The organism is Streptomyces sp. NPDC006235 (genome assembly GCF_040613735.1).
GTDB lineage: Bacteria > Actinomycetota > Actinomycetes > Streptomycetales > Streptomycetaceae > Streptomyces.
The window spans coordinates 82,459-103,555 of sequence record NZ_JBEXSR010000014.1 but is presented as its reverse complement, the minus strand read 5'-3'; the positions used below and the strand labels follow the sequence as shown (position 1 = coordinate 103,555).

The following is a 21,097-nucleotide window of genomic DNA, read 5'->3' as shown; positions in this document are numbered from 1 at the left end:
CGATTCCCAGGCGGGGCTCCTCGAACTACCGGAGCACCGTCGCGGGGAACCGCGGGGCGCGCTTTCGGACGGATCACCGCCGCTGGGACGGGACCGTCTGACCGGTGACCCGCCGCCCTGGGGGCGGTCAGGTGGGAGTTCGAAAGCCTCCACTTGTGGGTCGGGCTCGCGGGCCGCTAGGCATACGGGTCCGACCGGTCGTTACACGAGATTACCAGCATCGGCCAGGAACGGCTAATTGCGGCCACCCGGGGCCCGGTACGGCACACGCCCGGCCTGCGCCTATCGTGTGGGGCATGAGTGAGACCCCTCCTGAGTCCCCCGACTTCGACGCCATGGCCCGCGACATCGCCGAGGTCCCGGCGGTCGAGGTGATCGTGACGGTCGCCGTCAACCTGATGAGCGCCGCCGCGGTGAAGCTCGGTCTGACCGAGGAGGGCGACACCCACAAGGACCTGGACGAGGCCCGCAAGCTGGTGCACGCCCTGGCCGGCCTGCTGGACGCGTCCGCCACCGAGATCAGCTCGTTCCACGCATCGCCCCTGCGCGACGGCCTGAAGTCGCTCCAGCTGGCGTTCCGCGAGGCGTCGCTCGTCCCGGACGAGCCGGGCAAGGGCCCGGGCGAGAAGTACACGGGCCCGGTCTACGGCTAGCCGGTACGCAGGTCCCTCAGCGTTCGTACAAGGGCTCGCCCGGTGGCGTCGCCCCGGCCGGCAGCAGTGCCAGGTCGAGGCCGCGCACCAGGCGGGCCCTCAGTGTCTCGTCGGCTGCGAGCCGCCGGGCGACCGCCTGGGCGGTTTCGGCGGGGTCCGCGGCCGGGTCGAGGACCAGGGCGAGCGTGCCGTCGGCCTGGCCCGGCCCAAGGTGGGCGCGCAGCACGGCGGGCTCGGCGGCCACGGCGTCGCGTACGGCCCCGACGACGGCCGGGTCGGCGAGCGGGTCGGTGGTCGAACGGCCCTCCGCGAGGGCCAGCAGGGCGGGGCCGGTCAGTTCGAAGGGCACGGGCCCGGCCAGGTCGAGCACGACCGTGTCCGCCTGCTCGTGCGCGGCGGCCTGCAGGGCCTGGTGCAGGGGTACGGCGACGGGGCGGGCCGCCGGGTCCCAGCGGGCGAGGGAGTCGGTGGAGGTGAAGGCGGGCAGCGCGGTGCGGTTTCCGGCCTTCAGGGTCGGTACGGCCATGTCGCTGGTCTTCTCGCGGCGCAGTCCCCGCTCGTCCTCCTCGACCTCGCCGAGCACGGCCACGACGGGGACGAGCAGCCGGGCGCCCTTGAGTGCGTCGAGGACCGGGCCCACGGCACCGCGGTCCTCCGACCAGGCGGCGAGTGCCGCGCTCAGCCGGGGGTCGGCGGAGCCGTCGTCGTCGGAGAAGCCGGAGTCGGGGATGTTCTTGTTCGCCACGGTCGTCGAGCCTATCGGCCGGGTGCCGCCGCGTCGGCGGGCGGTCCTGCCGGCCGCAGGTCAGAACTCGTCGTGGCTCGCGCGACGGCCGCGCCACAGGACCACGGCCGCGACCAGCAGGACGCCGCCGACGCTGCCCGCGAGGGGGGCGGCCCAGTCGGCGGTGTCGTCGTCGGAGCCGGTGGCGTCCGGGCCGTTGCCGAAGTACTTCGCGCCGTACGACGCCGAGTCGAGGCCCTGCGGCTTCAGCCGGTCGGCGGCCTTGATGGCGGCGGCCGGGTCGACGAAGCCGAAGCCGCGGGAGTCGTCGCGGCCTCCTGCCGGGGCGTTGCGGGCGGTGTCCTCCAGGAGCGACTTGACCTGGGCCGGGGTCAGATCGGGGTGGGCGGCCTTGACCAGGGCGGCGGCGCCGGAGACGAAGGCGGCGGCGGCGCTGGTGCCCCAGCCCTCGTAGTACTTGTGGTCGGGGTCGGCGATGACGACGTCGACGCCGGGGGCGCTGACCGTGGCGTACCAGCGGCGGGTGGAGAAGGGGGCGCGGGTGCCGGCGCGGTCGACGGCGGTCGCGGCGATGACCCCCGGGTAGGCGGCCGGGTAGGAGATGCGGTCGCCCTTCTCGCCGCCGTTGCCGGCGGAGGCGACGACGACCACGCCCTTCTTCAGGGCGTACTGGATGGCCTGGTCCTCGGCGGGTTCCGGGTGCGCGGAGGCGGAGTCGTCGCCGAGGGAGAGGTTGATGACGTCGGCGCCGTGGTCGGCGGCCCAGCGAATGCCGTCGGCGAGGGCGTTGCCGCGGGTGCTGCGGGCCTTGGCGCGGGAGGGGTCGCCGTCCTCCAGGATCACGCGGACGGGGAGGATCTTCGCCTCGGGGGCGATGCCGAGGACGCCGTCGGAGTCGCCCGGGCCGTGTCCGTGCCCGGCGATGATGCCGGCCATGGCGGTACCGTGCCGGGCCCAGGCCCGGTCGCCGGGTTCGGCTCCGAAGCCGACCAGGTCCTTGCCGGTGAGGACGTTGCCGATCAGGTCGGGGTGGTCGGCCTCGACGCCGGTGTCCAGGACGGCGACGGTGACGCCCTCGCCCTTGGTGGTCTGCCAGGCCTCCTGGGTGTGCATCGCCTCCAGGGCCCACTGCTGGGCGCGGATGCCGTCGGCGTGGGCGGTGGTGGCGGGGACCAGGACGAGGCCGGTGGCGAGGAGAACGCTCAGGAACCCGCCCGCGCGGGACATGACGGCTTTCACGACGGCTGCTCCGTTGCCGAGCGGACGTTCTTGCGCAGGTCGCGTTCGACGCGGTCGGCGAGGCCCTGTGCCTCGTTGCCGAGGCCGGCCTGCGCGGGGGCGGTGGTGGCGCCGGACTCCATGGCGTCCCCGGCGGGCTGGGGGTCGTCGACGGTACGGCCGTCGGCCCAGCCGGAGACGGCGTAGACGACGACCGGGGCCTCGGTCAGCACGGAGACGGTCCAGGCGGCGCGCTGCTGCGGGCCGAAGTGGGCGGCGGGCGTGTCCTTCGCGGCGTACGGCAGGGGCATCAGGTCGCTGCGGCGGTCCAGGCGCTCCTTGCGGAAACGGTTCGCGAGGGAGGTCATGCCCGGGGCGTCGGCCGTGGTGAAGAGCAGGCCGACGGTGGTCACGTAGCTCTCGGTGGCGTCGGTGTAGGTGGCGCGCAGGAGCCGCTCGCAGCCGACGGGGGCGAGGGCCTTGCGCAACAGGGGGTCGAAGGCGTCCTTGCAGCCGCTGTCCGGGGCGACGGCGATCCGGGTCCAGGTGCGGTCGGCTCCGCCGGGGCCGGCGCCCTGCCCCTGCACGGTGGGCGGGAACAGCTGGTCGACGGGCACGCTGTGCCAGAGGCTGCCGGCCGCGGCGAAGGTGGAGGGCGAGCCCTCCGCCCCTGAGTCCCCCACGAGCCAGCTTCCGGTGACCGCGCCCGAGATGAGCCCCAGCCCGAGCACGAGACACACGGCGGCAGCGGCGGTCTGGGACGCCCCGCGCCGCCCGAGCGGCCGGGGCCGCGCGTCGCCGTCGTATCCCTCGGGCTCCCCGAAGGAGACGACGGGGCGTGCGCCGGCGGGAGCGGGACCGGGGGTCAGGGGGGCCGTCCAGGAGAGGGACGGGTCCGGGGAGGCTTTGGTGGGCCGGTGGACCGGTGCCGAAGACATGCGCATGCCACGCCCGGTGGTGGCATCGGTGTCGGCACCGGCACCGGCACCGGCACCGGCACCAGCCTGCGGCTCCCGCGAGGGGCGGGGCGGGACTCCGGGCCGCGCAGAACCGGGGCGGCCGAAGGCTTCAGCGGGATCGGAGGACGGGCGCTCGGCTCGCTGCGAGGGTGACGGGTCGGCGGGAACCGGTCGCAGGCGTGCGGTCGCCTCCGAAGAGCTTTCGGAAGGGGCGCCGGTACGGCGTGACGTAGGGGCGTACCCCGGCCGGCCGGACGAGCCCGGCGTGGGGAGGTGACGCGGCCGCGGGGGTGCGTCGGGCGGGGCGGACGGCCTGTTCGACTCGGGTCGGGTCACACGGCCGACGCCGGGCGGTGTGTCCGGGAAACGGTCGGAGGCGCGGGGCGGGGGCGGGGCGGGCTCGGTACGCCGGGGTGCGGCGGGCTCGCTGCGACGGGCCAGCGTGTCGCCGAAGCTGGGGAAACGGGGGCGGCCGTTCGAGCCGTCGGACCCGCCGGAGGCCGCGGCACCACCGCGAGCAGCCGATTCCTGCCCGGCGGCGGCAGAGCCTGACGAGTCCGTGTCCCCCTCCGGCGACGGGCGCCGCGTCCCCGCACTCGGCCCACGCACACCGGAGCGCCCCCGCTCGTCCTCACCCGACGGGTTGTCACCCGTGGCCGCGTCGGACGATGCCGTCCGGGCGTCCTCGGGCGGTGCCGGGGGGTGGGACGGGCGGGGCGGGATGGTGGGGCGGGGAGGGAAAGAGGCACGCTGCGCTTCCGTGCTCATGCACCCCCCCGTTTCCTCGTACCCGGGCCGCTGCGTACTGCGCGGGCCGTGTCGTCCTGCCCGAGGCCCGGCACTGAGTCGTCCCGGGCACACATACCCGTACGGATGGAGCGTCATCCCAGCGCGGAAGTCCGGCCGGCGTCGCTCCGCCGTACGTGCGCGTCACTCTACGGCTTGTCCCTGCGTGAACGGGAACCAGTCCATGAGCCCGGGGCATCTGCCCGGAACGTCCCCCTACCCTGCGGTAATCCAGTCTGGCAGGCTGCGTTCATGACTGCGCGCGCCTCCGACCGGGCCCGTTACGACCGGGCCACCGCCCATCTCGACGCCCCCCTCGCGATCGTGGACCTGGACGCCTTCGACGCCAACGCCGCCGACCTGGTCCGTCGCGCCGGGGGCAAGCCCGTCCGGGTCGCGAGCAAGTCCGTGCGGTGCCGGGCGCTGCTGGAACGCGTCCTGGCCCGGGACGGTTTCGCGGGGCTCATGTCGTTCACCCTCGCCGAGTCGCTGTGGCTGGCGCGCTCGGGGTTCGACGACGTACTGCTCGCCTACCCGTCCGCCGACCGGGCCGCGTACGCCGAACTCGCCGGTGATCCCAAGCTCGCGGCCGCCGTGACCGTGATGGTCGACGACGTCGCCCAGCTCGACTTGATCGACGCATCGCGCGGTGGTGGGCGTGAAGTCGTGCGGGTCTGCCTGGAGTTGGACACCTCCCTGAAGCTGCTCGGCGGGCGGGTGCGGATCGGGGCCCGGCGTTCGCCGCTGCACTCCCCCGCCCAGGTCGCCGACGTGGCCCGGGCCGTGGCCCGCCGGCCGGGCTTCGAGGTCGTGGGGATCATGGCGTACGAGGGGCATGTCGCCGGCGTCGGGGACGCCGTGGCCGGGCGTCCGCTGCGGTCCCGTGCCGTCCGGCTGATGCAGGCCGCCGCCAAGCGTGAACTCGCCGAGCGGCGCGCGGAGGTGGTGCGCGCGGTGCGGGCCGTGGTGCCGGGTCTCGAGTTCGTCAACGGCGGCGGCACCGGCTCGGTGCAGCACACGGCGGCCGAGGACGCGGTCACCGAGATCGCCGCCGGGTCGGGGCTGTACGTCCCGCGGCTGTTCGACAACTACACGTCGTTCAGCGGCCGTCCGGCGGCCCTCTTCGCCCAGCCCGTCGTACGGCGGCCGGGGGTGGGAGTGGTGACGGTCCTCGGTGGCGGGTATCCCGCCTCCGGCGCGGCCGGGCCCGACCGGCTGCCCGTGCCGTACTTGCCGGAGGGGCTGCGCTACGACCCTCAGGAGGGGGCCGGCGAGGTGCAGACGCCGCTGCTCGGCTCGCCCGCCGACGACCTGCTGATCGGTGACAAGGTGTGGTTCCGGCACGCGAAGGCCGGTGAGCTGTGCGAGCGGTTCGACCGGCTGCACCTGATCGAGGGCGACGCGGTGACGGCGACGGTGCCGACCTACCGCGGCGAGGGCCACACATTTCTGTAGGACGTGTGCGTCGTCAGTCCGCCGGGCCGATGCTGCTGCCGACGCCGCCGCCCGTGTCCGCGTCGCCGAACGGCCGGATGCCCTTGGTGATGCGGTCCATGTCGGCGAGCGGCGGTCCGTCCTCGCCCGCGTCGAAGACGTACCGGACGAGGACCGGTGACTCGGTGCCGACGCTGGAGGGGAAGACGAGCGACTGGACGTAGCCGCCCGGCCCCTTGGCGGTCTCGACACGCCAGCGCACGAGGTACCCGGCGCGGCCCGCCACCGCGACCGGCCCGGATTTCACGACCTGGTGGGACGTCATGCCCCCGTACAGCTCACGGCCGAGCTCGTCGCGGTCGTAGGCCTCGTCGGCCGCGTCCTGGATGTCCGCCTTGGCGAGGGCCTCGGGGGACCTCTCGTCGTTCTCGGTCACCGTGCGGGAGAAGACCATGCCGTGGCGGCACAGGCCCACGCCGCCGGGGCAGTCGTAGGTGCCGTCGGTCGTCATGACGACGTCGTCCTGGGCGACGTACTGGGGGCGGACCCAGCCGTCGAGCAGCGGGAAGGTGACGCCGTTGAGCTGGTCCTCGACGATCGCGGGGTCGTCGGTGGACGGCTCGGAGGCGGACGCCTCGGGGGTCGGCTCCGGCGAGTCGGGGGTGGGCTCGACGGTGGAGGTGGGGGCCGTCCTGGTCTCCGTGCCGCCGCCGTCGCCCCCGCCGAGGACGACGGCTCCGGTGATGATCGCCGCGACCAGAACGAGGCCCGTGGCGGTCAGGGCGACCACCTTCGTGCGGCCGGTGCCGCCACCCGGCGGCGGAGCGTCCAGGGCCTCGGGCGCGCGGCGGTGCTCGGTCCAGGCCGTGCCGTCCCACCAGCGTTCCAGATGGGGGCCGTGCGGGTCGGGATACCAGCCGGGTGGAGGCGTCATGCTCATCCCGGCACTGTAGGGCGCGACCCGGGCCCGCCGGGCACGGGCTTACAGGGGTGTGACGTACGCCCCCGCGATTCCGCCGTCGACCAGGAAGTCGGTGGCGTTCACGAAGGAGGAGTCGTCGCTGGCGAGGAAGGCCACGGCGGCGGCGATCTCCTCGGCCTCGGCGAACCGGCCCAGCGGGATGTGCACCAGGCGGCGCGCGGCGCGCTCCGGGTCCTTGGCGAACAGCTCCTGGAGGAGCGGGGTGTTGACCGGGCCGGGGCACAGGGCGTTGACCCGGATGCCCTCCCTGGCGAACTGGACGCCCAGCTCGCGGGACATGGCGAGGACGCCGCCCTTGGAGGCCGTGTACGAGATCTGGCTGGTGGCGGCGCCCATCCTGGCCACGAAGGACGCCGTGTTGATGATCGAGCCCTTGCCCTGGCGCCGCATGTACGGGATGGCGGCCTTGCAGCAGAGGTAGACGGAGGTGAGGTTGACCTCCTGGACGCGCTTCCAGGCCTCCAGGCCGGTCTCCAGGATGGAGTCGTCGTCGGGCGGGGAGATGCCGGCGTTGTTGAAGGCGATGTCGACGCTGCCGTAGGTGTCGTGGGCCGTCTTGAAGAGGGCCTCCACCTGCTCGGGGTCGGTGACGTCCACCTTCACGAAGGTGCCGCCGGTCTCCTCGGCGGCCGCCTTGCCGCGGACCTCGTCGACGTCGGCGCAGACGACGTGCGCGCCCTCGGAGGCGAGGCGGCGGGCGGCGGCGAGGCCGATGCCGCTGCCGGCTCCGGTGACGACGGCGGTCCGGCCGACCAGCCGGCGGCAGATGCTTTCCTGAGCGGTCACTGTGCGGGGCCCTCCGTACTGATGAAGACGTTCTTGGTTTCGGTGAAGGCGGCCAGGGCCTCGGGGCCGAGCTCACGGCCGACGCCCGACTGCTTGTAGCCGCCGAACGGGGTCCAGTAGCGGACGCTGGCGTGGGAGTTGACGGACAGGTTGCCGGCGCGGACGGCCTGGGAGACGCGCAGGGCGCGGCCGACGTCCCGGGTCCAGATGGAGCCGGACAGGCCGTACGGGGTGTCGTTGGCGAGCCGGATCGCGTCGGCCTCGTCGGTGAAGGGCAGCAGGACGGCGACCGGGCCGAAGATCTCCTCGCAGGCCGCCGCCGAGTCGGGCCGCTCCCCGGTGAGCACGGTCGGCGGGAACCAGAAGCCGGGCCCCTCGGGCGCGCTGCCGCGCAGGGCCGGGGCGTCCTCGGAGACGAACTCCTTGACGCGGTCGAGCTGCTGCCGGGAGATCAGTGGGCCCATCTGGGTCTTCTCGTCGGCCGGGTCGCCCACCACCACGGCGGCCAGCGCCTCTGCGAGCAGCTCGCGGACCTCGTCGTACACCGCCTCCTGGACCAGGATGCGGGTACGGGCGCAGCAGTCCTGGCCGGCGTTGTCCAGGAAGGAGAAGGGGTCGACGGCGGCCTTCAGGTCGGCATCGGCGAAGACGATGTTCGGGCTCTTGCCGCCGAGTTCGAGGGTCACTGGCTTGACCTGCTCGGCGCCGAGTGCCGCGACCCGCCGACCGGTCCTGGTGGAGCCGGTGAAGACGATCTTGGCGATCCCGGGGTGGCGTACCAGCGTGTCGCCGGTGATGGCGCCGTGTCCGGGCAGGACCTGGAAGAGGTGCTCCGGGAGCCCGGCCTCCAGGGCGAGTTCGGCGAGGCGCAGCGCGGTGAGCGGGGTGGTCTCGGCGGGCTTGAGGAGCACCGCGTTCCCGGCCGCGAGGGCGGGGGCGGTGCCCCAGGCGGCGATCGGCATGGGGAAGTTCCAGGGCGCGATCACGCCGACGACGCCGAGCGGTTCGAGGATCGTGACGTCGAGGCCGCCGGGCACCGGGATCTGCCGGCCGGTGAGCCGCTCCACTCCCCCGGCCGCGTAGTCCAGCAGGTCCCGGACGTTGCCCGCCTCCCAGCGGGCGTTGCCGATGGTGTGGCCGGCCTCCCGGACCTCCAGGCGGGCCAGTTCCTCCAGGTGCTCGTCGACGGTGGCCGCGAAGCGGCGCAGCAGCCGGGCGCGGTCGCCGGGGGTGAGGGCGGCCCAGATGCGCTGTGCCCTGGCGGCGTGGGTGACGGCCGCGTCGACGTCGGCCGGACTCGCCCCGGCGACGGCGGCGACGACCTCCTCGGTCGCGGGGTTCAGTACTTCAAGAAGGTGCTCGGAGGACAAGAGGGGCCTCACAGACGTTCGAAGGAGCGGCGCAGCTCCCAGTCGGTCACCGCGGCGTCGAAGGCGTCCAGTTCGACGCGCGCCATGTTGCGGTAGTGCGCGACGACCTCGTCCCCGAAGGCCGCCTGGGCGATCGGGCTGTTCTCCCAGAGCTCGGCGGCCTCGCGCAGAGTGGTGGGGACGTGGGCGAAGTCGCCGGCGTAGGCGTTGCCGGGGCAGGGCTCCGGCAGCTCCAGTTTGTGCTCGACGCCGTACAGACCGGCCGCGACCAGCCCGGCCACGGCGAGGTAGGGGTTGACGTCGCCGCCGGGCAGCCGGTTCTCGAAACGCATCGAGCGGCCGTGGCCAACGACCCGCAGCGCGCAGGTGCGGTTGTCGTGGCCCCAGGCGACGGCGGTCGGGGCGAAGGAGCCGGGCTGGAAGCGTTTGTAGGAGTTGATGTTGGGGGCGTAGAGGAGGGAGAAATCGCGCAGCGCGGCGAGCTGGCCGGCGAGGAAGTGGCGCATGACGTCCGACATGCCGTCCTCGCCGCCGCCTGCCATGGCGTTGGTGCCGTCCGCGTCCGCGAGCGAGAGGTGGATGTGGCAGGAGTTGCCCTCGCGCTCGTTGTACTTGGCCATGAAGGTGATCGACATGCCCTCCTGGGCGGCGATCTCCTTGGCTCCGGTCTTGTAGACGGCGTGCTGGTCGCAGGTGACCAGGGCCTCGTCGTAGCGGAAGGCGATCTCGTGCTGGCCGGGGTTGCACTCGCCCTTGGCGGACTCGACGGTGAGGCCGGCGGCGGCCATCTCGTTGCGGATGCGGCGCAGTAGAGGCTCGATGCGGCCGGTGCCGAGGACCGAGTAGTCGATGTTGTACTGGTTGGCCGGGGTGAGTCCTCTGTAGTTCGCGTCCCAGGCCTGCTCGTAGGTGTCCTTGAAGACGATGAACTCCAGCTCGGTGCCGACCTGGGCGGTGTAGCCGAGTTCGGCGAGGCGCTCCAGCTGGCGGCGCAGGATCTGGCGGGGGGCGGCGACCACGGGCGAGCCGTCGTTCCAGGCGAGGTCGGCGTGGAGCATGGCCGTGCCCTCGTTCCAGGGGACGCGGCGCAGGGTGGCCAGGTCCGGGTGCATGGCGAAGTCGCCGTAGCCGCGGTCCCAGGAGGACATCGCGTAGCCGTCGACGGTGTTCATCTCGGTGTCGACGGCGAGCAGGTAGTTGCAGCCCTCGGTGCCGTGCTTGAGGACCTCGTCGAGGAAGAAGCGCGCGGCGAACCGCTTGCCCTGGAGCCGCCCTTGCATGTCGGGGAAGGCCAGGACGACAGTGTCGATCTCACCGCCCGCGACGAGGGCGTGCAGTTCCTCGACGCTCAGCGGGGGTGTGCGGTCTGCCACGGGAGGGCCTCCTTGGCTCTGGTTCCGCCGGAAGCCATAAGGTATTCCTGAGAACCATTGCTTGGGAAGGGGGTACGGCCACATGCCGGAGGAAGCTGGCGGCGACATGCGGGACGGGCTGACGCCGGTGCTGCGGCCGGTGCGCGCGGGCAACGGCTTCGAGGAGGCACTGGAGCAGATCCTGCAGGTCGTACGGCTGGGCCTGGTGCCGGGGGGCGAGCGGCTGCCGGCCGAGCGGGAGCTGGCGGAGCGGCTGGGGATCAGCCGGGTGACGCTGCGCGAGGTGCTGAAGGTCCTCCAGGACCAGGGGCTGGTGGAGTCGCGGCGGGGCCGCTACGGCGGCACGTTCGTGCTGCCCCGCACGGACGCCGGCGGCGAGGACGAGCTGCGGCGCCGGATCGCCGAGGTCGACATAGAGGACGTGCTGCGGTTCCGTGAGGTGCTGGAGGTGGGCGCGGCCGGGCTGTGCGCGGTGCACGGGCTGGACGACGATCAGGCGCGGCGGCTGCGGGAGGCCCTGGCGCGCACGCACGACGCCCCGCTCGCCGACTACCGCCGCCTGGACACGCTGCTGCACCTCACGCTGGCCGAGCTGTGCGGCTCCCCGACGCTGACCGCGCAGTACGCGGCGGTGCGGGCCACGGTGAACGACCTGCTGGACTGCATTCCGCTGCTCGTACGCAACCTCGAACACTCGCAACGGCAGCACACGGCCCTGGTGGAGGCCGTGATCGAGGGCGACGCGGACCAGGCGCGGGAGATCACGCGCGAGCACTGCGCGGGGACGGCGGCGCTGCTGCGCGGCTTCCTCGGCTGAGCCGGGACGGGTCCCGGCGTTGCGAGGATTTACTGGCGATTAACGCAAGGGTATTGCCTTCCTGTGGCGGCACGGCAAAGGTATGGATCCATTCCATTGAGTCGAGCCCTCTCGACCCCGTGTCCGCCTCCCGTGGGGAGTCTGCCCATGTCCCAGGAATCCACCAGCCCACCCGCCGCCGCGCAGGCGGACGACTATCTGGAACGCAGGGCGTTGCGCCGCGGCAGCGCCGGCTGGGTGCTGCTGACCGGACTCGGCGTCGCCTACGTCGTCTCCGGTGACTACTCGGGCTGGAACTTCGGCCTGGCCGAGGGCGGCTTCGGCGGCCTCGCGATCGCCATGGTGCTCATGGGCGCCATGTACGCGTGCATGGTCTTCGCCCTCGCGGAGCTGTCCTCGATCCTGCCGACGGCCGGCGGCGGCTACGGCTTCGCCCGGCGGGCGCTCGGCCCGTGGGGCGGCTTCCTGACCGGTACGGCGATCCTCATCGAGTACGTCCTCGCGCCGGCCGCCATCGTCATCTTCATCGGCGACTACGTCGAGTCGCTGGGCCTGTTCGGCCTGGAGTCGGGCTGGCCGATGTACCTGGTCTGCTTCGCGATCTTCCTCGGCATCCACCTGTGGGGCGTGGGCGAGGCGCTGCGCTTCAGCTTCGTCGTCACCGGCATCGCGGTGGTCGCCCTGGTCGTGTTCGCGCTGGCGGCCCTGCCCGACTTCTCGGTCGCCGCGCTGGACGACATCCCGGTCGACTCCTCCGCCGCGGGGTCGAGCTCCTGGCTGCCGTTCGGCCTGCTCGGCATCTGGGCGGCGTTCCCGTTCGGCATGTGGTTCTTCCTGGGCGTCGAGGGCGTGCCGCTGGCCGCCGAGGAGACCAGGGACCCTGCCCGCACGCTGCCGAAGGCGATCCGCTGGTCGATGGGCATCCTGGTGGTCCTGGCGGTCGTGACCTTCGTCGCGGCGGCGGGAGCACGCGGCTCCGCGGCGATCCAGGAGGCGGGCAACCCGCTCGTCGAGGCGCTCCAGCCGGACGGCAAGGCGACGACCCTGAGCCGGATCGTGAACTACGCGGGCCTGGCCGGCCTGGTGGCGTCGTTCTTCTCCCTGATCTACGCGGGCTCGCGCCAGCTGTTCGCGCTGTCCCGCGCGGGTTATCTGCCCCGCTTCCTGTCCCTCACCAGCCGCCGCAAGGCGCCCTATCTGGGGCTGCTGGTGCCCGGCACGATCGGCTTCCTGCTGGCGGCGGTGTCCGGCAACGGCGCGCGGATGCTGAACATCGCCGTGTTCGGCGCGACCATCTCCTACGCCCTGATGTCCCTGTCGCACATCGTGCTGCGCCGCCGCGAGCCGGAGCTGCCGCGGCCGTACCGCACGCCGGGCGGGGTGCTGACCTCCTCCGTCGCCTTGGTGCTGGCCTGTGCGGCGCTGGTGGCGACGTTCCTGGTGGATGTGACGGCGGCGTTCATCGCCCTCGCGGTGTACGTCGTGGCTCTCGCGTACTTCGGTCTGTACAGCCGGAAGCGGCTGGTGGCGAAGGCGCCGGAGGAGGAGTTCGCGGCGTTGGCCGCGGCCGAGGCAGAGTTGACACGGGACTGAGGCGTCGATTGTCGAGGGAGTTGTGGTGACCAGGCCGTTGATCGGTGTCAGCACCTATCTGGAGTCCGGTGCGCGCTGGGGGGTGTGGGAACTGGAGGCCGCGCTGCTGCCGGTCGGCTACCCCCGGCTCGTGCAGCGGGCGGGCGGCCTGGCCGCCATGCTCCCGCCGGACGACCCCGCGTACGCGGCCGAGGCCGTGGCCAGGCTGGACGGGCTGGTCATCGCGGGCGGGCCGGATGTGGAGCCCGTACGGTACGGCGCCGAGCCGCATCCCCGCACCGGGCCGCCGGCGCGGGAGCGGGACGCGTGGGAGCTGGCCCTGATCGACGCGGCGCTCACGGCGCGGGTTGCGCTGCTCGGCATCTGCCGGGGCATGCAGCTGCTGAACGTGGCCCTGGGCGGGACGCTGGTGCAGCACCTCGACGGTCATGCGGAGGTCGTGGGCGTGTTCGGCAACCATGCAGTCAAGCCGGTGCCGGGGAGTCTGTACGCGGGTGTCGTGCCGGAGGAGACGTCGGTGCCGTCGTACCACCATCAGGCCGTGGACCGCCTGGGCGAGGGGCTCGTGCCGTCGGCGTACGCGGACGACGGCACGGTGGAGGCGCTGGAACTGCCGTCCGGGGAGGGATGGGTGCTCGGGGTGCAGTGGCATCCGGAGATGGGCGAGGACGTGCGGGTGATGAGGGCGTTGGTGGAGGCGGCGATGGTGCCCTGAGCCGGTGAACGCAAGGTCCCAGGGGGCTAAGCCCCCTGGACTCCCGGCCTATGCCCACCCACCACCCGAATCAGTCGGCCAGGAGACCGGGCCCCAGCCCGTCCGGCGTTTGAGGACGAGGCCGTTCAGGCCGATGGGGGTCCAGGGGGCGGACCCCCCTGGCGGGGTCGAAGGGGCGGAGCCCCTGGGGATGGGACGGGTAGGGGCGGCGGGGGCGAGAAACCTACCCCCGCGTCAGCGACAGCAGATCCCGCGCCGGCCCGGTAGGGCGGTGCCCCGTCGGCCACACCGCCCGGAGGTCCCGCGCCAGGGCCACCCCCTCCACCGGCACCCGCACCAGCCGCCGCATCGCCAGCTCCTCCCCCACCGCCAGTTCACTCAGCACCGCCGGCCCCGCCGCACTCACCGCCGCCGCCTTCACCGCCGTCGTGGACGACAACTCGATCAACGGCCGGGCCAGACCTCCCAGCGCCGCGTCCAGGACCTGCCGCGTCCCGGAGCCCTTCTCCCGCAGGATCAGCGGCGTCGACGCCAGCTCCTGCGCGGCCAGCGAACGCCGCCGCCGGGCCCACGGATGGGCAGGAGCCGTGACCACTATCAGCCGGTCATGGGCGATGACCACCGAGTCCAGCCCCGTCGGCACCGTCAGCCCCTCCACGAACCCCAGGTCCGCCTCGTCCGCCAGCAGCCGCTCCGCGACCACCGTCGAGTTCCCGGCGTGCAGGGACACCGCCGTGTCGGGCCGCTGGGCGCGCAGCGCGAGCAGCCAGCCCGGCAGCAGATACTCGGCGATCGTCATGCTCGCCGCCACCCGCAACCGCGAGTCGCGCCGGTCGCGCAGCGCCTGCGCCCCCACGTCGAACGCCTCCGCCGCCTCGACGATCCGCCGCGCCCAGTCCGTCACCAGCGCACCGGCGTCCGTGAGCCGGGACCCGCGCGGTGAGCGGTCGACCAGCGCCACGCCGAGCTGCCGCTCCATCGACCGGATCCGGCTGCTGGCCGCGGGCTGGGTGATGCCCAGTTCCCGCGCCGCCCCGCCGAGACTGCCGAGCCGCGCCACCGCCAGCAGCAGTTCCAGGCCGCCCAGATCCGGCACCCGGTGCGCGAGAGACCCTCCGGCCGGGACCTCACCCTGCTCTTCGCTCCTGCTCATAAACCCAGCTTATGTCGCCATAGAGACATGCTCCCTGGTGGCGGGGTGCCCACGGCCCGACCGTGGGAGTCATGGTCACCGCAGCCCAGCCGACCCGGCCCCTTCCGTGCGCAGTCTCCGTCCGTCCCCTCGGACCCAACTGGTACGCCACCGTCATGGGCACCGCCGTCGTCGCCACCGCCGGGACCGCCCTGTCGCCGCACGTCCCCGGGCTGCGCGGCGCCCTGGCCGGTGTCTGGGCCCTCTCACTGGTCCTGCTCGTCACCCTGCTCTGCGCCCGGGCCGCGCACTGGGCCCGCCACCGGGACCAGGCCCGTGCCCACCTCCTCGATCCGGCGACGGCCCCCTTCTACGGCTGCCTCGCCATGGCCCTGCTGGCCGTCGGCGGGGGTGCCCTCGGCGTCGGCCGGGACTGGATCGGCGTGCGGGTGGCCGTGGCGCTGGACGCCGTGCTGTTCGGCGCCGGTACGGCTCTCGGACTCGCCGCCGCCGTCGCGGTGCCGTATCTGATGGCCGTACGCCACCGGGTGGAGCCGGGACAGGCCACCCCCGTGTGGCTGCTGCCGCTGGTCGCGCCCATGGTGTCCGCCGCCGTCGGGCCGCCGCTGGTGCCGCACCTGCCGCCCGGTCAGGCCCGCGAGACGCTGCTGCTCGTCTGCGTCGCGCTGTTCGGGCTGAGCCTGCTCGCGACCCTGCTCATGCTGCCGCTGGTCTTCGGGCGGCTGATCACCGGCGGGCCGCTGCCGCTCCCCCTCACTCCGACCGTGTTCCTGGTGCTCGGCCCGCTCGGGCAGTCCACGACCGCCGTCGGCGCGTTCGCGGACGCCGCCCCCGGGGTCGTACCGGTGCCGTACAGCCAGGGCTTCGGTGTCCTCGCCGTGCTCTACGGCGTGCCCGTGATGGGGTTCGCGCTGCTGTGGTTCTGCCTCGCCACCGCCTATGTGCTGCGCGCCCGGCGGCACGGGATGCGGTTCTCGATGACCTGGTGGTCGTTCACCTTCCCGGTCGGCACCTGTGTCACGGGCGCCCAGGCGCTGGGCCGCCACACCGGGCTCGTGGCCTACACGGGGCCGGCTCTCGTGCTGTACGCGGTGCTGGTCGCCGCGTGGGGCACCGCCGCCGTGGGCACCGTACGGGGGCTGCTCAGGGGCGAGCTGCTCGCAGGGCCCGGCCCAGGACCCGTGGCGCCTCGGCCAGCGACGGCCCGTACCACGTCAGGTGCCGTCCGCTGACGAGCGCGCAGGGCAGGCCGGGGAAGGCCTCGGGGCCGTCGTCCGCGGTGAAGCGGTAGGGCTCGTCGGGCAGGACCACCACGTCCGGCGCGGCGGCACGGAGTTCCTCCAGCGGGACGCGCGGGTAGCGGTCGGGGTGCGTCGCGTACGCGTGGTCGATGCCGAGGCGGGCCAGGACGTCTCCCGCGAAGGTGTCGCGGCCCAGGACCATCCAGGGGCGGCGCCAGATCGGTACGACCGCCCTCAGACGGGTCGGGGGCGGCGGCAGGGACGACCAGGTCTCCTCCGCCTCGTCCAGCCAGCGCGGGCGGGCCGTCACCCCGCAGGCGTCCAGGACCCGGGCCAGTTCCCGGAAGGCCTGCGGCACGTCGCGGATCTCCGTGACCAGGACCTCGACGCCCGCCGCGCGCAGGGCCGCGAGGTCGGGTGCGCGGTTCTCCTCCTCGTTGGCGATCACCAGGTCGGGAGCGAGGGAGACGATCCGGTCGGTCTTCGGGTTCTTCGTGCCGCCGACGCGTACGACGTCGAGTCCGGGCGGATGCGTGCACCAGTCGGTGGCTCCGGCCAGGGCGCCGGGCGCGGACCGGGCCACGGCCTCGGTCAGCGACGGGACCAGCGAGACGACCCTCACCGGCGTGGCCGGTCCCGGACCGCCTCGATGTGCTCCGCCACGGCGACGACGATCACCCGGGTATCGGACTCCGCCGCCCGCCAGCGGTGCCGCACACCGCCGGTGAGATACAGCGTGTCGCCGCGGCCGAGCCGGTAGGCGCGGCCCTCCGCCTCGATCTCCACCGCGCCGTCGGCGACGTACATCAACTGGTCGTTGCGGTACTGGAACTCACGGCCGGCGTCGTGGTCGCCGGTGAACTCGGAGGCGTGCATCTGGTGGTGACCGCGCACCAGGGACCGGGTCCGGGGACGGGGCAGCGGGTCGGGGTCGTCGGCGCGCACGACGTCCACGCTGCACGCCGGGTCGGCCGCGGCGAGGAGTTCGACCGCGGTCGTGCGCAGTGCGTCGGCGACCTTCTCCAGGGAGCTGGTGCTGGGCCGCGCCCGGTCGTTCTCGACCTGGCTGAGGAACGGGACCGACAGGCCGCTGCGCTCGGCCACGACGGCGAGGGTGAGCTCCAGCGCGCGGCGCCGCCGCCGCACGGCCGCGCCCACCCGAAGGGGCCGTTCTTTGTGATCGCCCATCGCTCCGGCTCCCTCCTTCGCCCGTCGATACCGGTCCCGGTGCGCCGGTGGCCCGGCGCACTGCTTCTGTTGAGTTGTCTGCACCCTACGCATGTTCGGCAAACCGGTGCATGCGCCTGTCACATCGACGTCGTACCGGCCGGTGTGCGACCTCACACTTCGCGCCAGGGGATCCGCCCGCTCTCGGGGCGGCGCGCGGATTCCTCCTACGGGAGGAACAGGGAGGAGAGAAGGGGTTCGGGGGGTGGCATGGCGCTCTGTGGTTGTCCGGATCCTGCTCGTGCGTCCGGGCCCCGAGGTGGGGTCCGGCTACGAGTGAGGGTACGCGTACGGGGCGGGACGCGGTGTGTCGCGTCCCGCCCCGTACCGGGCCTCACTGCGGCGTCATGCGCTCCACCATGTCGGGGTGCTGCTTCAGCCACGCGGCGACGGCCTCTTCCTCATGGCCCTGGCCGCGGTTCTTGATCTCGCTCTCCAGGCTGCCGAGTTCGTCCTCGCTCATCTTGAAGTTCTTGATCCACTTCGTGAGCTGCGGGTACTCCTCGGGGAACTTCTCGTTGGAGATGGTACGGATCGTGTTGCCCTCGCCGAAGGCCTTTTTGGGGTCCTTCAGCTTGGTCAGCTCGTAGTCGCTGTAGGCCCAGTGCGGCGACCAGAGCGTGACGGCGATCGGCTCCTTCTTGGCGTAGGCGCGCTTCAGCTCGGCCAGCATGGCCGGGGTGGAGCCGTCGACGACCTCGTACTCCTTGTCCAGGCCGTAGGCGGGCAGGACCTTGTTCTTCGCCAGGTCCATCTCGCCGGTGCCGGGCTCGATGCCGATGATCTTCCCGTCGAAGGTGCCGGCCTTGCCCTTGAGGTCCGCCAGGGAGTCGACGCCCTTGACGTAGGACGGCACGGCGATCTCCAGGGAGGTCGGTTCGTACCAGGTGCCGAGGTCCCTGAGCCGGTCCTTGTTCTTGTCCCAGTAGTTCTTCTGGGCGTAGGGCAGCCAGGCGTCGAAGTTGAGGTCGAGGTCGCCCGAGGCCAGGCCCGTGTAGACGGGGCCGACGTCCATCTGCTTCAGGTTCATCGTGTAGCCGCGCCGTTCGAGGACGTTCTTCCACAGGTACGTGACGGCGATGTCCTCGTCCCAGGGGAACCACGCCACGTCCAGCGGCCGCTTCGCCTCGGCGGGCGTGCCGCCGCCGGCGCCCTTCACGGGGGCGAGCTTGTCGACGTAGCCGGGGTGCTGCTTCAGCCAGGCGCGGACGGCCTGCTGCTGGTTGCCCTTGCCCGCCTTGTTGATCTCGGCTTCGAGGCTGGTGAGCTCCTTCTCGCTCATCTTGAACTTCTTCAGCCAGCCGGCGACCGTCGGGTCGTCGCCCGCGAAGCCCTTGCGGGCCAGCGTGTGGACGCCGTCGCCCGCGCCCCAGGCGCCCTTGGGGTCCTTGAGCTTCGTCAGCTTGTAGTCGTTGTACGCCCAGTGCGGCGACCAGAGCGTGACGACGATCGGCTCCTTCTTGGCGTACGCGCGCTTCAGCTCGGCCAGCATGGCGGGCGTGGAGCTGTCGACGACCTTGTACTCCTTGTCCAGGCCGTACTCCTTGAGGACCTTGCTCTTCAGCAGGGCCATCTCGCCGGCGCTGGACTCGATGCCGGTGATCTTGCCACCGAACTCGGACGCCTTGCCCTTGAGGTCCGCCAGGGAGTCGATGCCCTTCATGTAGGAGGGCACGGAGAGCTCCAGGGACGTCTTGTCGTACCAGGCGCCCAGGTCGTCGAGCTGCTTGCCGTACTTCTTCCAGTACTGGGCGTGGGTGGTGGGCAGCCAGGCGTCCGTCTGGAAGTCGATGTCGCCCTGGGCGAGGGAGGTGTAGAGCGGTCCGGCGTCGAGCTGCTTGGCCTCGACCTGGTAGCCGCGCTGCTCCAGGATCTCCTTCCAGAGGAAGGTGGAGGCAACGCCCTCGTCCCAGGGGATGTAGCCGATGCTGATCTTCTTGCCCTGGCCGACGTCCTTGCTGCCGGCCGCGGCGGTCGAGGTGGTGCCGCCGCCGAAGACCCCCATGCCGCCCGAGACGAGGGCGAGCACGACGACGCCGATCACGGCGACGGCCGGGCGGGGCCGGTACGACCAGATCTTCAGCCCCTGGGCGGCGCGCAGCCGGGCGGCGGCGCGGCGGCCGAGCGGGGAGACCTGGGTGCCCAGCGCGCTGGTCATGCGGTCGAGGTAGATCGCCAGGATCACGATACCGACGCCGGCCTCGGCGCCCAGGCCGACGTTGAGCTGGCCGATGGCCTGGTTGACGTCGCCGCCGAGACCGCCGGTGCCGACCATGCCGGCGATCGCGGCCATGGACAGGCCGAGCATGATGACCTGGTTGACGCCGGCCATGACCGTGGGCAGGGCGAGGGGCAGCTGGACGCGCAGCAGGATGTTGCGCGGTGTGGTGCCGAACGCGTCGGCGGCCTCGACCAGTTCTTTGTCGACCTGGCGGATGCCGAGTTCGGTCATGCGCACGCCCGGGGCGAGCGCGAAGATCAGGGTGGCGACGATACCGGCGGAGGCGCCGGTGCCGAAGAAGAGGATCGCCGGGATGAGGTAGACCATCGCGGGCAGCGTCTGCATGAAGTCCAGGACGGGCCGGACCAGACCGCTGACGCGGTCCGAGCGGGCCGCCCAGATGCCGACCGGTATGGAGATCACCAGCGCGATGACGGTCGCCACGAGGACGAGCGTCAGGGTGATCATCGCGTTCTCCCACAGGTCGAGGGAGTCGATGAACGCGAAGCCCGCGAAGGTGAGGACACCGGCGAGGGTGCCGCGCAGCCAGAAGGCGACCACGGCGAAGATGCCCGAGAGGAGCAGCGGTTGGGGTGCCTGGAGGACGGCGTTGATGCCGTCGTAGAGGCCGAGGAAGATGGTCTTGCAGAAGTCGAACAGCCACCCCATGTGGGTGGTGAGCCAGTCGACCGCGTCGTTGACCCAGGTGCCGAGCTGAATCCTAGGCACGGGCGGTCACCTTCTCTCCGCCCTTGTCCCGCGGGGAGTCGCAGGGCTGCGGGGTGGTGTCCCGCTCGTCGCCGAGGAAGCCGACCAGGCGCTGCCGGGGGACGACGCCGATCAGCTTGTTGTCCTCGTCCACGACCGAGACGGGGTGGGAGAGCCGGGCGCTGATCGCGCACAGTTCCGTGAACGGGGTCTCGGCCGTGGCGGTCTCGCAGTGACAGCCGGGGGCGTCGCCGGTGACCGAGGTGTCCATGAGCTCGCCGGTGGTCAGCACGCGGGAGCGGTCGACGTCCTGGGTGAAGGAGGCGACGTAGTCGTTCTCCGGCCGCAGCAGGATGTCCTGCGCGGTGCCGATCTGCACGATCTGGCCGTCGCGCATGACGGCGATGCGGTCGCCGAGGCGCATGGCCTCGTTCAGGTCGTGGGTGATGAAGACGATCGTCTTCTTCAGCTTCTGCTGCAGCTCCAGCAGCTGGTCCTGCATGTCGCGGCGGATCAGCGGGTCGAGGGCGCTGAAGGACTCGTCCATCAGCAGCAGGTCGGCGTCGGTGGCGAGCGCGCGGGCGAGACCGACGCGCTGCTGCATGCCGCCGGACAGCTCGTCGGGCCAGGACTTCTCCCAGCCGGCCAGGCCGCACAGGGCGAGCGCCTCGTCGGCGCGGCGTACGCGCTCGGCGCGGGGCACGCCCTGCACTTCCAGGCCGTAGGCGGCGTTCTCGCGCACGCTGCGGTGCGGGAAGAGCGCGAAGTGCTGGAACACCATGCTGATCTTCTTGGAGCGCACGGCGCGCAGCTCGCGGTCGCCGAGGGTGGTCAGGTCCTGGCCGTCGAAGCGGACGTGTCCGGCGGTCGGCTCCAGCAGGCCGTTCAGCATGCGCAGCAGGGTGGACTTGCCGGAGCCGGACAGGCCCATGACGACGAAGATCTGGCCGGGCTCGACCGTGAAGGACGCGTCGATCACGGCTGCGGTGGCGCCCTCGGCGCGCAGCTCCTCCCGGTCGGCCCCGGCGCGGAGCCGCTCGACCGCTCGGTCAGGTCTCCTGCCGAACACCTTGTACAGGCTCTCTGCCTGAAGCCTTGCTGACACGTGCACCTCAA

General features: G+C 72.6%; 18 protein-coding genes. 6 read left to right on the top strand and 12 right to left on the bottom strand.

Going from position 1 to position 21,097, the window contains the following annotated elements; all coding sequences use genetic code 11:
• The first annotated feature begins 296 nt into the window (after window positions 1–296).
• Window positions 297–653, top strand: a complete 357-nt coding sequence (locus tag ABZ192_RS18770) for a DUF1844 domain-containing protein (protein ID WP_356925577.1) — start codon at window positions 297–299, stop codon at window positions 651–653.
• A gap of 16 nt (window positions 654–669) precedes the next feature.
• Here ABZ192_RS18770 and ABZ192_RS18765 read toward each other — a convergent pair whose 3' ends face one another.
• From ABZ192_RS18765 to ABZ192_RS18755, 3 genes are read right to left on the bottom strand one after another with little or no spacing between them, the layout of a single operon-like run.
• Entirely contained in the window at window positions 670–1,398 is a 729-nt protein-coding gene (locus tag ABZ192_RS18765; RefSeq protein WP_356925576.1) for an SseB family protein, read from the bottom strand.
• Between the two features lie 60 nt (window positions 1,399–1,458).
• On the bottom strand, window positions 1,459–2,625 hold the full coding sequence (mycP, locus tag ABZ192_RS18760; protein ID WP_356925646.1) for a type VII secretion-associated serine protease mycosin: 1,167 nt from the start codon (window positions 2,623–2,625) through the stop codon (window positions 1,459–1,461).
• 8 nt (window positions 2,626–2,633) lie between these two features.
• Entirely contained in the window at window positions 2,634–3,554 is a 921-nt protein-coding gene (locus tag ABZ192_RS18755; protein ID WP_356925645.1) for a hypothetical protein, read from the bottom strand.
• A gap of 1,059 nt (window positions 3,555–4,613) precedes the next feature.
• Between ABZ192_RS18755 and ABZ192_RS18750 the strand changes: the two genes are divergently transcribed.
• The gene (locus ABZ192_RS18750; protein WP_356925575.1) at window positions 4,614–5,816 is read left to right on the top strand and encodes an amino acid deaminase/aldolase; all 1,203 of its coding nucleotides are present in this window, start codon (window positions 4,614–4,616) and stop codon (window positions 5,814–5,816) included.
• A 13-nt stretch (window positions 5,817–5,829) separates the two neighbouring features.
• Here ABZ192_RS18750 and ABZ192_RS18745 read toward each other — a convergent pair whose 3' ends face one another.
• From ABZ192_RS18745 to ABZ192_RS18730, 4 genes are read right to left on the bottom strand one after another with little or no spacing between them, the layout of a single operon-like run.
• On the bottom strand, window positions 5,830–6,729 hold the full coding sequence (locus ABZ192_RS18745; RefSeq protein WP_356925644.1) for a DUF2510 domain-containing protein: 900 nt from the start codon (window positions 6,727–6,729) through the stop codon (window positions 5,830–5,832).
• A gap of 48 nt (window positions 6,730–6,777) precedes the next feature.
• Window positions 6,778–7,563, bottom strand: coding sequence for a 3-oxoacyl-ACP reductase (locus ABZ192_RS18740; protein WP_356925574.1), 786 nt, complete (start codon window positions 7,561–7,563; stop codon window positions 6,778–6,780).
• On the bottom strand, window positions 7,560–8,933 hold the full coding sequence (locus ABZ192_RS18735; protein WP_356925573.1) for an aldehyde dehydrogenase family protein: 1,374 nt from the start codon (window positions 8,931–8,933) through the stop codon (window positions 7,560–7,562). Before ABZ192_RS18735 ends, ABZ192_RS18740 begins: the two co-directional genes overlap by 4 nt.
• An 8-nt stretch (window positions 8,934–8,941) precedes the next feature.
• A complete protein-coding gene (locus tag ABZ192_RS18730) occupies window positions 8,942–10,306 on the bottom strand; it encodes a glutamine synthetase family protein (protein WP_356925572.1) in 1,365 nt (454 codons plus the stop codon).
• Window positions 10,307–10,388: 82 nt separating this feature from the next.
• Between ABZ192_RS18730 and ABZ192_RS18725 the strand changes: the two genes are divergently transcribed.
• The 3 genes from ABZ192_RS18725 to ABZ192_RS18715 all read left to right on the top strand — a co-directional run bounded on the left by ABZ192_RS18725 (window position 10,389) and on the right by ABZ192_RS18715 (window position 13,431).
• Window positions 10,389–11,123, top strand: a complete 735-nt coding sequence (locus ABZ192_RS18725) for an FCD domain-containing protein (RefSeq protein WP_356925571.1) — start codon at window positions 10,389–10,391, stop codon at window positions 11,121–11,123.
• Window positions 11,124–11,270: 147 nt separating this feature from the next.
• Window positions 11,271–12,716: an ethanolamine permease gene (eat, locus tag ABZ192_RS18720; protein WP_356925570.1), complete on the top strand. Its 1,446-nt coding sequence runs from the start codon at window positions 11,271–11,273 to the stop codon at window positions 12,714–12,716.
• A 22-nt stretch (window positions 12,717–12,738) separates the two neighbouring features.
• On the top strand, window positions 12,739–13,431 hold the full coding sequence (locus ABZ192_RS18715) for a gamma-glutamyl-gamma-aminobutyrate hydrolase family protein (protein ID WP_356925569.1): 693 nt from the start codon (window positions 12,739–12,741) through the stop codon (window positions 13,429–13,431).
• A gap of 223 nt (window positions 13,432–13,654) precedes the next feature.
• Here the strand turns inward: ABZ192_RS18715 and ABZ192_RS18710 are convergent, their stop codons facing one another.
• A complete protein-coding gene (locus ABZ192_RS18710) occupies window positions 13,655–14,584 on the bottom strand; it encodes a LysR family transcriptional regulator (RefSeq protein ID WP_356925568.1) in 930 nt (309 codons plus the stop codon).
• Window positions 14,585–14,655: 71 nt separating this feature from the next.
• Between ABZ192_RS18710 and ABZ192_RS18705 the strand changes: the two genes are divergently transcribed.
• Window positions 14,656–15,816 carry a TDT family transporter gene (locus ABZ192_RS18705; RefSeq protein ID WP_356925567.1) on the top strand — a complete coding sequence of 387 codons (1,161 nt, stop codon included), beginning with the start codon at window positions 14,656–14,658 and terminating at the stop codon, window positions 15,814–15,816.
• Here the strand turns inward: ABZ192_RS18705 and ABZ192_RS18700 are convergent.
• From ABZ192_RS18700 to ABZ192_RS18685, 4 genes are all read right to left on the bottom strand, one after another.
• Window positions 15,728–16,447 carry a helical backbone metal receptor gene (locus ABZ192_RS18700; protein ID WP_356925566.1) on the bottom strand — a complete coding sequence of 240 codons (720 nt, stop codon included), beginning with the start codon at window positions 16,445–16,447 and terminating at the stop codon, window positions 15,728–15,730. The two genes, ABZ192_RS18705 and ABZ192_RS18700, sit on opposite strands and share 89 nt — an antisense overlap.
• Window positions 16,444–17,013: an XRE family transcriptional regulator gene (locus tag ABZ192_RS18695; RefSeq protein ID WP_356925565.1), complete on the bottom strand. Its 570-nt coding sequence runs from the start codon at window positions 17,011–17,013 to the stop codon at window positions 16,444–16,446. Before ABZ192_RS18695 ends, ABZ192_RS18700 begins: the two co-directional genes overlap by 4 nt.
• Window positions 17,014–17,386: 373 nt before the next feature.
• Window positions 17,387–20,002 (bottom strand): ABC transporter permease/substrate binding protein, encoded by a 2,616-nt coding sequence (locus tag ABZ192_RS18690; protein ID WP_356925564.1) that lies wholly within the window; start codon window positions 20,000–20,002, stop codon window positions 17,387–17,389.
• On the bottom strand, window positions 19,995–21,086 hold the full coding sequence (locus tag ABZ192_RS18685; RefSeq protein ID WP_356925563.1) for a betaine/proline/choline family ABC transporter ATP-binding protein: 1,092 nt from the start codon (window positions 21,084–21,086) through the stop codon (window positions 19,995–19,997). The genes ABZ192_RS18690 and ABZ192_RS18685 overlap by 8 nt, the downstream gene beginning before the upstream one ends.
• Window positions 21,087–21,097 lie beyond the last annotated feature (11 nt).

Coding starts and splice junctions, on each gene's coding strand:
- ABZ192_RS18770 (WP_356925577.1), top strand. CDS start 297: ATGAGTGAGACCCCTCCTGAGTCCCCCGACTTCGACGCCATGGCCCGC.
- mycP (WP_356925646.1), bottom strand. CDS start 2,625: ATGTCCCGCGCGGGCGGGTTCCTGAGCGTTCTCCTCGCCACCGGCCTC.
- ABZ192_RS18755 (WP_356925645.1), bottom strand. CDS start 3,554: ATGTCTTCGGCACCGGTCCACCGGCCCACCAAAGCCTCCCCGGACCCG.
- ABZ192_RS18750 (WP_356925575.1), top strand. CDS start 4,614: ATGACTGCGCGCGCCTCCGACCGGGCCCGTTACGACCGGGCCACCGCC.
- ABZ192_RS18745 (WP_356925644.1), bottom strand. CDS start 6,729: ATGACGCCTCCACCCGGCTGGTATCCCGACCCGCACGGCCCCCATCTG.
- ABZ192_RS18725 (WP_356925571.1), top strand. CDS start 10,389: ATGCCGGAGGAAGCTGGCGGCGACATGCGGGACGGGCTGACGCCGGTG.
- eat (WP_356925570.1), top strand. CDS start 11,271: ATGTCCCAGGAATCCACCAGCCCACCCGCCGCCGCGCAGGCGGACGAC.
- ABZ192_RS18710 (WP_356925568.1), bottom strand. CDS start 14,584: ATGAGCAGGAGCGAAGAGCAGGGTGAGGTCCCGGCCGGAGGGTCTCTC.
- ABZ192_RS18705 (WP_356925567.1), top strand. CDS start 14,656: ATGGTCACCGCAGCCCAGCCGACCCGGCCCCTTCCGTGCGCAGTCTCC.
- ABZ192_RS18695 (WP_356925565.1), bottom strand. CDS start 17,013: ATGGGCGATCACAAAGAACGGCCCCTTCGGGTGGGCGCGGCCGTGCGG.